This is a genomic window from Roseivirga seohaensis subsp. aquiponti (assembly GCF_001267955.1).
Lineage (GTDB): Bacteria > Bacteroidota > Bacteroidia > Cytophagales > Cyclobacteriaceae > Roseivirga > Roseivirga seohaensis.
Genome location: NZ_JSVA01000018.1, coordinates 183,064 through 195,352, shown reverse-complemented (window position 1 = coordinate 195,352; position 12,289 = coordinate 183,064). Strand labels below are relative to the sequence as shown.

14 protein-coding genes are annotated in these 12,289 nt (G+C 38.2%); 7 read left to right on the top strand and 7 right to left on the bottom strand.

The features are described from left to right. Positions 1-2: 2 nt before the first annotated feature. The 3 genes from OB69_RS15945 to OB69_RS15935 are packed head-to-tail and all read right to left on the bottom strand — an operon-like array spanning position 3 to position 2,793. Entirely contained in the window at positions 3-599 is a 597-nt protein-coding gene (locus OB69_RS15945) for a DUF6992 family protein (protein WP_053224746.1), read from the bottom strand. A gap of 2 nt (positions 600-601) precedes the next feature. Then, entirely contained in the window at positions 602-1,240 is a 639-nt protein-coding gene (locus tag OB69_RS15940) for a LysE family translocator (protein WP_053224745.1), read from the bottom strand. Continuing rightward, positions 1,240-2,793: a GH3 family domain-containing protein gene (locus tag OB69_RS15935; RefSeq protein WP_053224744.1), complete on the bottom strand. Its 1,554-nt coding sequence runs from the start codon at positions 2,791-2,793 to the stop codon at positions 1,240-1,242. The genes OB69_RS15940 and OB69_RS15935 overlap by 1 nt, the downstream gene beginning before the upstream one ends. A gap of 116 nt (positions 2,794-2,909) precedes the next feature. Here OB69_RS15935 and OB69_RS15930 point away from each other — a divergent pair, with 116 nt between their 5' ends. Together OB69_RS15930 and OB69_RS15925 are read left to right on the top strand one after the other, a co-directional pair. After that, on the top strand, positions 2,910-3,584 hold the full coding sequence (locus OB69_RS15930; RefSeq protein ID WP_053224743.1) for a YggS family pyridoxal phosphate-dependent enzyme: 675 nt from the start codon (positions 2,910-2,912) through the stop codon (positions 3,582-3,584). Between the two features lie 2 nt (positions 3,585-3,586). Beyond that, positions 3,587-3,964: a DUF423 domain-containing protein gene (locus tag OB69_RS15925; protein WP_053224742.1), complete on the top strand. Its 378-nt coding sequence runs from the start codon at positions 3,587-3,589 to the stop codon at positions 3,962-3,964. Here the strand turns inward: OB69_RS15925 and OB69_RS15920 are convergent, their stop codons facing one another. The 3 genes from OB69_RS15920 to OB69_RS15910 form a co-directional block, all read right to left on the bottom strand. Further along, on the bottom strand, positions 3,965-5,083 hold the full coding sequence (locus OB69_RS15920) for an ATP-binding protein (RefSeq protein ID WP_053224741.1): 1,119 nt from the start codon (positions 5,081-5,083) through the stop codon (positions 3,965-3,967). It lies immediately after the preceding gene. Between the two features lie 124 nt (positions 5,084-5,207). Then, positions 5,208-6,608, bottom strand: coding sequence for an ATP-dependent DNA helicase (locus OB69_RS15915; protein ID WP_053224740.1), 1,401 nt, complete (start codon positions 6,606-6,608; stop codon positions 5,208-5,210). 3 nt (positions 6,609-6,611) lie between these two features. Next, complete coding sequence (locus tag OB69_RS15910; protein WP_053224739.1) at positions 6,612-7,067, bottom strand: PaaI family thioesterase; 456 nt, start codon at positions 7,065-7,067, stop codon at positions 6,612-6,614. 38 nt (positions 7,068-7,105) lie between these two features. Between OB69_RS15910 and OB69_RS15905 the strand changes: the two genes are divergently transcribed. The 5 genes from OB69_RS15905 to coaD all read left to right on the top strand — a co-directional run bounded on the left by OB69_RS15905 (position 7,106) and on the right by coaD (position 11,564). Beyond that, a complete protein-coding gene (locus OB69_RS15905; protein WP_053224738.1) occupies positions 7,106-7,597 on the top strand; it encodes an NUDIX domain-containing protein in 492 nt (163 codons plus the stop codon). Positions 7,598-7,656: 59 nt separating this feature from the next. After that, positions 7,657-9,249: a TlpA family protein disulfide reductase gene (locus OB69_RS15900; RefSeq protein WP_053224737.1), complete on the top strand. Its 1,593-nt coding sequence runs from the start codon at positions 7,657-7,659 to the stop codon at positions 9,247-9,249. A 380-nt stretch (positions 9,250-9,629) separates the two neighbouring features. After that, positions 9,630-10,208, top strand: coding sequence for a hypothetical protein (locus tag OB69_RS15895; protein ID WP_053224736.1), 579 nt, complete (start codon positions 9,630-9,632; stop codon positions 10,206-10,208). A 12-nt stretch (positions 10,209-10,220) separates the two neighbouring features. Continuing rightward, positions 10,221-11,093 carry a DUF3822 family protein gene (locus OB69_RS15890; protein WP_053224735.1) on the top strand — a complete coding sequence of 291 codons (873 nt, stop codon included), beginning with the start codon at positions 10,221-10,223 and terminating at the stop codon, positions 11,091-11,093. A 15-nt stretch (positions 11,094-11,108) separates the two neighbouring features. Then, positions 11,109-11,564, top strand: a complete 456-nt coding sequence (gene coaD, locus OB69_RS15885; RefSeq protein WP_053224734.1) for a pantetheine-phosphate adenylyltransferase — start codon at positions 11,109-11,111, stop codon at positions 11,562-11,564. Here the strand turns inward: coaD and OB69_RS15880 are convergent. Further along, positions 11,561-12,244 (bottom strand): NUDIX hydrolase, encoded by a 684-nt coding sequence (locus OB69_RS15880; RefSeq protein ID WP_053224733.1) that lies wholly within the window; start codon positions 12,242-12,244, stop codon positions 11,561-11,563. The genes coaD and OB69_RS15880 overlap by 4 nt on opposite strands. Positions 12,245-12,289 lie beyond the last annotated feature (45 nt).

Genomic DNA, 12,289 nt, shown 5'->3' with positions numbered 1-12,289 from the left:
TTTTAAAACCTAAAAGCCAGACTAAATCCGTCAGCATTTACGGTTACTGTTTCTAATATTTTATTTAGGCTTTCACTCTTAGATTGTAATAAGCCATACATCACTACATCAAAAGCGAAGAGAAATCCACCTTGCAGGATTAAAGACTTACCATACCCATTCAGTAAGTCCTGTTTGTTTGGTCGTGTTTTGGCCATTTCTTTCATTAGAAAACCACCAGTAATATAGGCTACATCTAGTCCAGCATTAATCAAAAGCACTTTACCCATTTGGTGGTAATCACCAATGGATTCCGTTAAACTGATTGAGCTAGGGTCGGTAATTAGGGAATTGCGTAAGCCAGGAACGGCCAACGCTAAATTCACTACATTCCAATAGATGTTCATCCTATAAAAATGGCCTTGTTCTTTAGAGCTTGGGTTTCTTAGTAAAGCCGCATTGGTAGCAAAATTCCCAACAGCCCAACTTCCCAAAACAATCATCCCCACTTTATTCAATTCCAGTCGGTCGGCATTAAATGCTGTCAGGTCAGATGACTGACCAAGCGCCTGAAAGGTGATGAAAACTAAGAACAAGGTAAGAATGAGTGATTTTTTCATGGCTACGCAAAGAGTTCTATTCCAAAACCTTCGAGCAAGAAATTAAGCAAACGAAGGGCAAAAAGAATTAAAGCTACGCCTACAGTACGGTTCATTATTCTCATAAAACGAGCCGTTACAATTTCTCTAAGCTTAGTAGCGAAATGCGATTTTAATACATCTACAATAAACACTGTACCCACTAAGGCAGCAAAAAAACCAAAGGCTTGATTTGAAGTGTATTCAAAATCGATTGATACTTTACTCATAATCCCGATCCAAAAGAAGAGCACGAAAGGATTCACACCATTCAAAAAGAAGCCCTTTAATATTTGTTTGAAACCATCTTTACTGCCATTGGTATTCTTCATAACAGTGGTTTTAGGTACTGATTTAAACAAATAGAAAAGTCCAAACACCAGCATAATGACTCCTCCTACTCCTCCCAGCCACATTTTAAAGTTTTCACTTTCTACAAGTTGAGAAACCCCGAAGTAGGTGATGACAATATAAAAGATATCGCTAAGGGCCACACCTATGGCCATGAAGAACCCAGACCAAAACCCTTTTTCTATACTATTTTGGATAAGGGCGAAGAACACCGGACCAATAAGTACACAGAGCAATAAACCAAATAGTAAACCATTGAGAACAGGATGCATCAGAACTTCTTAGGTTGTTTACTAAGAAAATCTATCCAACTACTAAGATGTTTTCCTTTAAGTACTCTCGGAAATTTAGATTGCCCACCTTCTTTACCTTCTGAGCGCATCCAATCATAAAAAACAGATGTTGGAAGAATTTCCAAGGTTACGTTCTTTAGTGCATGCTTTCGTTCTACGGCATAGTCGTCATTGACCACTTTTAGCTGCGCATCGATTCGTTCGCAGAGCGCGGTGCTATCTACTTCATCATCGGTACCTACATACCATTTATGAGAGAATAATGTGCCATCAGGAACTCCCGTAACGGTAAACTCCTTAACACTAATATTCATTTCTTCTGCAGCCACTTCAATGGCATGATTCATATTATCTACGGAAAGATGTTCGCCACAAAGACTTAAGAAGTGCTTTGTTCGACCTGTAATGATAATTTCAGAGTTCCTTTTGTCTACAATTTTAACAGTATCGCCAATTTGGTATCGCCAAGCGCCTGCACATGTAGAAATTAACAAAGCATAATCTTTCCCCTCTTCTACTCCATCAATCATTACGGTTTCTGGATTATCTACAAGCACTCCATCAGGGCTAAAGTTCTTATCGTTAAAAGGCACAAATTCATAGAAAATACCATTATTGAGCACCAGTCTCATTGATTTTTTATTGGGTTCAGACTGAAAAGCTAAGAATCCCTCAGAAGCTAAATAAGTTTCTATATAATGAACAGGCTTACCCAATAGCTTTTCAAACCCCTTTTTGTAAGGCTCAAACGATACACCACCATGAACAAAAGCTTGTAGATTCGGCCAAATTTCATGAATATCCTTTACATGGTATCTTTCAATAATTCTCTCTAAAAGAATTTGCATCCATGCGGGCACGCCCACGATCATGCCGATATTCCACTTGGGAGCCGACTCTACGATTTCATCGAGTTTAGCTGCCCAATCTTTGTTCTTTTTAATCTTAGGTGTAGGGCGCGAAAAGCCTTGTACCCAAAGTGGTAATTGGCCAGTAGTGATACCGCTCAAGTCACCATAATAATAGTTTCCTGAGAAATTGAGCGAGGTACTTCCACCCAACATGAGCATTCCTGACTGGAAGAATTTATCGGGTAAATCATACTTAGAAAGTGTATATATATGCCTTGTTCCCGTTCTTCTGATCTGGCGAATCATATCCTTTGTAACAGGAATATATTTTGAAGCTGCACCTGATGTTCCAGAACTTAAAGCGAAAAACTTGGTTTTTCCTGGCCAGCAAACATCCTCTTCTCCTTCCCTTATTTTATGCCACCAGTCGGCATTCATTTTTTCATAATCGCAAACGGGAACATTGGCTTTAAATTTTTCTAGAAAATCGTGCCCTCCATGATTTCTGAAAGACTCCAGCACACTTACAAAATCATATTCTCTACCAAATTGCGTGTTTCTTGCGCTGATAAGCAGTTTCGACAATTCCTTTTTTTGAAGCTCGTAGGGCGATGTATAATCTTGTTCAAGCGTTTCCCTAAGCTTTATTCCTTTTTTAAGTATAGTCCCTAATATGGCCATTCAATCAATTTTCGTGTGGTCGGTAAGCCCCTTTCAAAGCGAATTTATTCTAACTTTGGAACTTACTGAGCGTTTCAAATATAAACAAAAGTACTACTGAAATTAAGGCAACTCAAATGAGTGTAGAAAACAACATAAAAAAATACCGCGAAATTCTAAAACCATTCGGTGCTCAATTGATTGCCGTAAGTAAGACTAAACCCAAAGAGGATTTGTTACAAGCTTACGAAACAGGGCAACGGGCATTTGGTGAAAATAAGGTTCAGGAACTTACAGAAAAAGCCGAAGCGCTGCCGAAAGATATTCAATGGCACATGATTGGCCACTTACAGCGAAATAAAGTAAAGTACATTGCACCTTTTGTTCACCTTATTCATGCGGTAGACAGCGAGAGACTTTTAAAGGAAATAGATAAGCAATCCGCAAAAAATGACCGAGTAATTCCTTGTTTACTGCAAGTGTTTATTGCTAAGGAAGAAAGTAAATTTGGTTTTTCAGAAGAAGAATTGCTTGACTTCATAAAATCTGAAGCTTTTCAAGATTTAAAACACATCAAAGTTGTTGGACTCATGGGTATGGCCACCAATACTGATGACATGCAAAGGGTGAAGAAAGAATTTACTGGTCTGAAAGCACTTTTTGATCAAATCAAAAATGAAATTCATTCTGAAAATTTAGAAATGAAGGAATTATCAATGGGTATGACTAATGATTACCAAGTGGCTTGCGAAGCAGGAAGCACTATGGTAAGGATTGGGTCTGCTATTTTTGGAGGAAGAAATTACAATTAGAAATGAGCGCAAAAACCGTTTTAATTTTAGCTGGAATATTTGGAATGTTATCAGTAGCCATTGGCGCTTTTGGTGCGCATGGTTTGGAAAGTACATTAACTGCCAACAACCGAATGGATACTTTTGAAACTGGCGTGAAATATCAGTTTTACCACACTTTAGCACTCTTTCTTTTAGGCATGCTCATGATCAACTACCAAAACAATTACTTTGGCTATGCTGCCATCTGCTTTGTGGTGGGCATATTCATATTCAGTGGGTCATTATACACCCTTTCGTTGACCAATGTTACATGGCTGGGTGCCATCACTCCAATTGGAGGTTTGGGCTTTATTTTGGGTTGGGTGTTTTTGATTTTGGGGGTTAAGAATAGTCTTTAATTACAGTTTTAAAAAAGATCTAAAGTTATCTCTGCTCAATTTGGAGATACTACTGTTATAAGTCTCTGTGAATTTTGGAATTGAGCTTATTTTAGCCTTTGGGTTCCACTTTATTTCATAGCCATTAACATCACCGTTAAGCTCTTCAACATAATCTACTTCTTGCTTTTGTTTTGTTCGCCAGAAGTACGAATGCGCTGTAGGCTGAAAGTACCTGTTTAGTTTTATTCTTTCCGTAATTAGAAAATTCTCCCACAAAGCACCAACATCATTCCGATTATCAAGATTTTTAAAATCACCGATGATCATATTCCGAATTCCATTATCGTAGAAATAAACCTTACGGTTCATCTTAATCTCATTTCGGAGGTTTTTACTGAATGAGGACAAACGATAAATAACAAATCCTTTTTCAAGGACATCCATGTATGAATTCACCGTATTTTTATCAATACCCAAAAGGTTTGCTAGTTCATTGTAGCTAAACTCATTACCCATTTGAAAAGCCAAAGCGCGTAATAGGCGTTCCAAAACTTCAGGCTTCTTTATACCACCAAAAGCAAGAAGATCTCTGTACAAATAACTATTAACAAGCTCTTTAAGCACTTCAACTTCTTCATCTGGATTATTGATAACATCTGGATACATACCATAGATCAGTCTCAGCGGCAATTGTTGCTCTGATTTAAGGTAACCTACATTATCTTCAAATTCGCTCCACGAAATTGGAAACAATTCATACTCCCATTTCCTTCCTGTAAGCGGTTCATGCAATTCATTATTAAGTTCAAATGCAGAAGACCCACTCACAAATAATTGATGTGGTTTGATTTGATCTACAATGATTTTGAGTTTCAACCCTATTTCTTTAACTCGTTGGGCTTCATCAATGAAAATAAATTTGTGAGTACCAATTAATCTTTTGAGTTCTTCGGTTCCCGCAGTTGAAATAATATTTCTCACTGTTGGATCGTCACAATCCAAGAACAGAAAGTCTTCACCATTTAAAACCTGATTAATTAGTGTAGTTTTACCCACTTGCCTTGGACCAATTAAAACAATGGCTTTTCCTCGCCCTATTTTGCCTCTAATTTTCTCCTCTAATGCACGTTTAATCATAAGTCATTTCACTAGGTCATACCCAAATATAATGACTTTTGGTGAATTGATTCACCAAAAGTCATAACTATCAGTGAATTGATTCACCAAAAAGACTAAATAAGTATTGCGGTTAAAGAAGTAATCAGAAGAATTTCTGATGAAAATTAACAAGGAAAAGCTCTTTTGAGGCACGGGTAACGGCTGTATATAGCCAACGCAAATAATCCTGATCGATCATTTCTTCATTGAGGTAACCTTGGTCTACGAAAACCGCCTCCCATTGACCGCCTTGAGATTTATGGCAGGTAAGCGCATAAGCGAATTTCACTTGTAGGGCATTCAGATAAGGATCTTTCTTAATCAATTTTATCCGTTCGCCTTTCGATTCCACATCCGCATAATCTTCCACCACTTGCTCGTAAAGCTTCTTTTGATCTGCACTTGGCAGCGAAGCTTCTGGCGTATAGAGGGTGTCTAAAATTACTTTGGCTTCGAAAGGCTCATGATCTGGGTAATCGAGTAATCGCAGGTTCAGGGTAGCAAAACGCAATCCGTAAACATCTTCAAACCGAACTATTTTCATCACCTCTACAAAGTCGCCATTGGCCAAAAAACCACCAGGCGTATTCTCTGGTAAATAGTGATAGTTGTTCCGAACAATCATCAATATATCTCCAGCCTCCAATTCGTCTTCCCTATATTGAATGGCCCTACGGATGTACTGATTGTACTGCACCGCATTTTTATTCGACCGACAAACAATCACCGTATTCTCGGTTCCATACTTATCGTAGGCATAGCGGAGACCATCTTCCAACCTTTCACCCGTCATTTTAAAAATATCTTTAAACTGACCTGTGGTAAACTTAATATCAAACTTCTCTTTGCTAAGTTCTTTCCTGAGTTGCGTAGCATTATAAAGTATCCCAGATGATTCCTCCTGCCGCATTACTTCGGTAAGCTCTATGGAAAAGTTATCGGTTTTGAAGTTGTGTTTAAGGTATGAGGCTTCCAAAGCTGGGCTTTCGGCACTGCCTACTGGCGGAAGCTGCGCCACATCACCAATCAGCAAAAGTCTGTTCCCTTCCTTTTCAAACACGTAGTCCATCAACTCGGTCAAGAGCCCTTTTGTGCCGTAATCCGATTGATCTGAGAGCATTGAAGCTTCATCCACAATAAAGAGTGTATTCGTGTGGTAATTCTTCTGTCGCGAAAACCGTAGACTTCCCCCCGGCTCTTCTGTTTGCTGAAAGATCTTTTTGTGGATCGTAAAAGCCGTGCGTTTGGAATAAGAAGACATCACTTTGGCTGCACGGCCTGTGGGCGCCATCAAAACATACTTCATATTGAAAAAGGGAAGCATATTTACCACCGCACCAATGACTGTGGTTTTCCCAGTTCCAGCATAACCCCGAATGGTTAGGGTAGGCTTTACTAAATCTTTGTCCAGTAGAAATGTATCGAACATGCGAAAAAGCTCCTTTTGACCAGAAGTGGGCTCAAAAGGGAATTTGCTCAATAATATTTCAGAAGGTTTTGCCAATGCTTAATTTTTAGCGCGTGAAATATCTTCAGGGAAAATAGTAGCCATGGTGGTAGTGGCTTTGGCGATTAAGGTTCTTTTCTCACCATCTAAACACCATACTTCGGCCTCGCAGAAATTCAGTTTTCTGCCTTGTTTAATCACTTTACCAATAGCATGAAGTCGGTCTCCTTTGCCTTTAGAAAAATAGGAGATTTTAATCTCTCCCGTCACTACGTGGTGATCTTCTGGCACCACCGTATAAGCCGCAAAGCCCGCAACAATATCGGCCACGGTAGCTGTAACGCCTCCATGCACCAAACCTGTTTGCTGCTGATGTTCCTGTGTCAAAGTCAACCAACCTTCCGTAGTGCCCGCTTCAATCACATTCAAATCAAAGCCTACTAGCTTCATAAAATACTGTCGTTCCAAAAACTTCTCTATTCTTGATTTGAAGTTGGGATTCAATACCTTTATCATCTTTTCAATTTTGAACAAATATATCGTATCTCCTACTTATGGACTCACTGGAATCCAAAATCAAATCTAATTATGGCGAAAAACTTCGGGTTCGGGTCTGTGGCATCTGCATTACCGATGAAGGTCTTTTGATGGTTCACCATACCGCTTTGGGAAAAGGTGGCTCTTTATGGGCGCCACCGGGCGGAGGTATGGAATATGGAGAAAGTGCCCATGAAGCTTTGAAGCGTGAATTTATGGAAGAAACCCATTTAGACATTGATGTGGAGAGATTCCTTTTTGTGCATGAATACCTCGACCCACCGCTACACGGCATTGAATTATTTTTTGAAGTAAGAATAACGGGTGGAAATCTCAAAAAGGGCACTGACCCAGAAATGGAGGCCAATGCACAAATCATCACACAGGTCGAGTTTAAATCTCTACCAGAAATACAACAGCTCCCAACAGCACATTTGCATTACGCGATTCAAAAAATAAGCAACTTTGAGAGTCTTTTAAGTAGGACTGGTTATTTGAAAAACAAATAACTAAATAATTAGTTTATAAATGTGATATTTCTATACATTTATAGAATAAACCACATGTTATGAATAAGCACCTCGTTTTACTGATCTTAATATCCACTTTGGCCTGTAGAGACAATAAAGAAAAACTCATAGACCAGCCTCAATTGCCAGGGCAGGTGGTTTTGATTTTCAAAAACCCTCAATCGCATGCTAGATACACTTTTCCTTCATTTTATGATCAACCTGTTGGAAACCTTGCTTCAGGTAATGGTTACCAAATCCAAACTATCAATGATGCTTTAATACCCACACGCTATCGTTTTGAAGTCAACTCTCCTTCGGATACAGTGACCATAAGCACGAAGCGTGATTTGCTTGAAGTCAAGCTTACCTATAAAGCCTTGGATGAACTCACCTATTATTTCAGGAAAGGAGATACGGTTATCTTTAATTATGAGGGCACAAAACCAATTGCAGAAATCATTAACCGAAAAGAAAACACGGAAGTCACAAACTTTAGCTTAAACCAGCGGGATTCTATATACCAAGACGACTTACCTGCTATGATTATATTTAATCACTCTCTACTGGGCTTTAGACTATACTCAAGAGGTGAAGACAAGACCATTAGCGCTCAAGAGTTCGAGAAAAAATACAGAATCAAGATGGGGAAAGTATTGAATCAAGAGTTAACGGAAGAAATTAAACGAATCAATTCCTTCAAAGAACAAGGTTTAATCACTGATCAGCATCATAATGCCATGCTAAGTGACTTGTATTGGAAGCTCACCAATAAAGTGACCGAATTAAGGTATGTCCCTGAGGAAGAAAACTTCGAGTATTTACGTCAAATACTCAAAGACTTAGAAAGAAATCACCCCGTGCTTGCCGTTAGAAATGATTCTCTTCTCGTTTCAGGGGTTTACCAAAGTTTCATAGAAACCAAAGCCAAGCGACTCTACCCTCTTCCGAAGCTTGAAATGAGAGGTAGAGGTAGTGCTAGCAGTATAAGAGACTACGCCACCTCATACGATTCCATTCAAGCATCTAAAGCGTTTAGTCCCACAGAAAGAAAACTTCTTCAGTATAAAAACTTAGACAAAATACTTTCTGAGACTGGGGATTTCAACATTGAAACAAGGCTTAAGTACCTCACCAAATTCAAAAATGATTATCAAGACAATGTGCTATTTAATGACTTTGTAAAGAAGTATAATGTCAAGTTTGAAATTGATGACGATGTTCAATTAGTAGATAACAGCGGAAAGACTGGAACCCTGAATGAATTTATTTCGGCCAACAAAGGAAAAGTGATCTATGTAGATTATTGGGCCAGCTGGTGCGCCCCTTGTATTGCTGAAATGCCTAATTCTAAGAAGTTCCAGAAAGAAATGAACAACGATAATATCGTCTACCTCTACCTTTCTACCGACCGTACAGAAGAACCATGGCAAAAGGCATTAAAAAAGTTAGAGTTAGAAGGAAGTACCAACTATCGAATTATGAATGCCGATAATTCATTGCAAATGGACGATTTAGAAATTCAGTTTATTCCACGTTACATGATTTACGATACTAATGGGCGACTAGTAAATAAGGATGCTCCAAGGCCAAGTGAATCGGAACTTCTAAAAGCACAGTTGATGAATGCTCTCAACACTTCAAGCAATTAGTACTTGAAATTCTTGGACATAAGCCTCGTTTGAAAATTCAACAAAGCTCAATTCAGAACCCGAATAGCCGATTGAATATTCAAATCGAAAAAAAAATATTTTCAACCGTGAACTAATATAAAAAGTTGAAAAAAGCCCTGAAATTCAAATAGAAGCCTATTCTCAGGTTATCGCTCAAACCGATTTTAAACCCTTTGAAAAAATAAAACAAATCCCTAACGCTCCCTTGCACCATCTTATTCAAAATATTACTAGTTTCGAAAGCCTTTTAAATCAGACTGGCTATTTCAAATTTCGTTAGAATTGCATAAAATAGCAGTTCGATTTATTTCAGTTACCTAATAAAATAGTTATTTTCGCAAAAAGATCAACCTTAAAAAATGAGCCTAACTAAAATCCTTACTGTAGTCATATTCATTGGAGCCATCGCATTTGGCTACTTCCTTTATGACAGTATTAACTCAACCATTCAGAAAGCAAAAGAGATTGAAAGAGTAGAAAATTCGGTGAAAGCCAAACTTGAACTCATTCGTGATGCTCAAGTTGCTTATCAAGTGACTTACGGTGACTATGCCGATACTTGGGAGAAATTAATTTCTTATGTAGATAGTGGAAAAATCTGGTTGATTCAAAGAACGGAGACAATTGAAACAAAAGCCTACGGTGAAGAAATTTCTACCTTTACTTATGACACATTAGGTTTTAGAACCGTGAAAGATTCATTGTTTAAAATGCCAAACTTCAACCCAATGAACCTACCAAGGTTACCACATGCACCAGACAAGTTCTTTTCGCTTTACGCCAAAGATTCCGTTCGTTCAGGTGTTAATGTAGATTACATTGAGGTAGTTGACACTTATCCTTTCGACAGAACGAGAACAGAGGATAACGAAATTAAAAACAGAAGACCTTTACGTTTCGGTTCTAGAACTGAAATCACCACTTCAGGTAACTGGTAGTAAATCATTATAGTGAGTACTTTTAAAAACCAAGAACTCATAAAAATTAAAGACGAAAGAATGGACATTGATCACATTGATCAATGTCGTCTTTCGTTTTTTATTGGTGAGCACGACTGTCAAATCACAGTATTTGATGAGCAAAAGCAGAAGCTTCTGCTTTTCGAAAATCACCTTATTTCATCTTCCCCGCTTGATTTTCTCGATAAGCTACACGATCAGCATGAGTTAGTACCTGCTGGTTTTTGGCCTACCATACATATTCATATCAGGAATAATCAGTTCTGTTTGGTTCCGAGTTTCTTATTCGATGAAGATTCAGCATACAATTACATACGTCTGAATACTGATAGCAATCCTGATTTAGACAATTACGCAATACAGCAACACAAATCACTGGCAGCCACTTATGTTTTTGGTTACCCTGCTGCTATCCAAGATTGGTTCTTCTCTAAATATAAAAAGGCCAGTATCCATGTTTTCCATGAAGGCTCTACCTTTTTAAACAGCATTGAGAACCAATTGCTTAAAGTTGCCAAACCAGCCCTATACCTCAATTGTAATTCTGATACTTTAATGTTAGCTGGTTTTAATGGGCAAAAGTTGATGATTTATAACCAATTCAAAATTGGTGACCTAAAGCAGCTGCCTAAATTAATTTTGATGTCAATTCAGCAATTTAGTCAAGAAGGCCAGGACACCCCAATAACGCTATGGGGTGTTAAAGACAGAATAAAAAGCTTAGAACCGCTGCTGAAAAAATACTTTAAAAACCTTAGCTTGGGTAAAAGATCTACTCAATTTAAAATGAGTCATCAGTTTGATGAAATTGAGCTTTACGAACACATAGAAATTTTCGGAAGCTTCTCAGGCACCAATTCATAACCAATACCCGCTGCTATGAAGCGCATCGCTATTTTCCCAGGTTCATTCGATCCTTTCACAAAAGGACATCATGATATTGTAATGAGGTCTTTAGGGCTGTTTGATGAAGTGGTCATTGCGATTGGCTATAATACCGCCAAGCAAAATCGATATTTCGATATTGATTTTATGGTGAAAAAAATTGAAACCACGTTTGTCAATGTTCCAAGGGTAAAAGTAGTTGTGTATAATGAGCTTACAGCCACCCTTGCAAATAAAATGGGCGCTAAATACCTAATAAGAGGGTTACGGAATACAACAGATTTTGAGTACGAAAATAGTATTTCTCAGGTAAATAGGCATCTAAACGATGAACTCGAAACGGTATTTTTAATTACTTCACCCGAGCTATCATCGGTCAGTTCTACCATTATCAGAGAAGTGCATCGTTATGGAGGCGATGTTCAAGAGTTTCTGCCTTACGAGCTTTAAACAGCTTTCTTCTTTCTCTTTTTCTTATACTTTTTATAAACGTGTTGGATTGAACGATAGGTGTGGTAAAGTGCCACGTTTACCTCGTTAGAGTTCATCCATTTCACTTCATCAATATCTTCGTCTGCTTGAGGTTTCATTTTAGAGTCGTCAAGGTTACCCATCAAAAACCAACTGGTTTTCTTTAGAATATCCTTTCCACCACGCACATAAGTATGCCAAGTAACACATATCTGCTCCTTCACTTGCACCTTAACATTACACTCTTCCTCTACTTCTCTCTTCGCGCCCTCTTGAACGCTTTCCTTCCCTTCGATTTTACCTTTTGGGAAATCCCACATGCCGAGGCGGTGAATCATTAGCACTTTATTGTCCTTCTCTACTACCCCACCAGCCGCTTTAATGATCTTAAACTTCGCTTTGATTAAATTGACGGTTTCTTCGTATTCTGGAGTAATAAGGGTTACAGACTTAAAGCCCTTTAATTTGCTATGGTGCAAAATAAAAAGTAACGATTTTATCATTCCCTGAGAAGCATTGGTGATCAACATATTACCCCTAAATGCTTTCTCATTCAGAATAATATCATCCACATTGATTACAAGGTCGAATTTAGAATGATCCTTAACTTCCTCCGGGCGTTTGATTCGAAGGGGCTTATCTTTGATGTATATTCTCATCTATTGTGAGCACTAATTTTTGCTAATATGAAATATTTTTTAAGA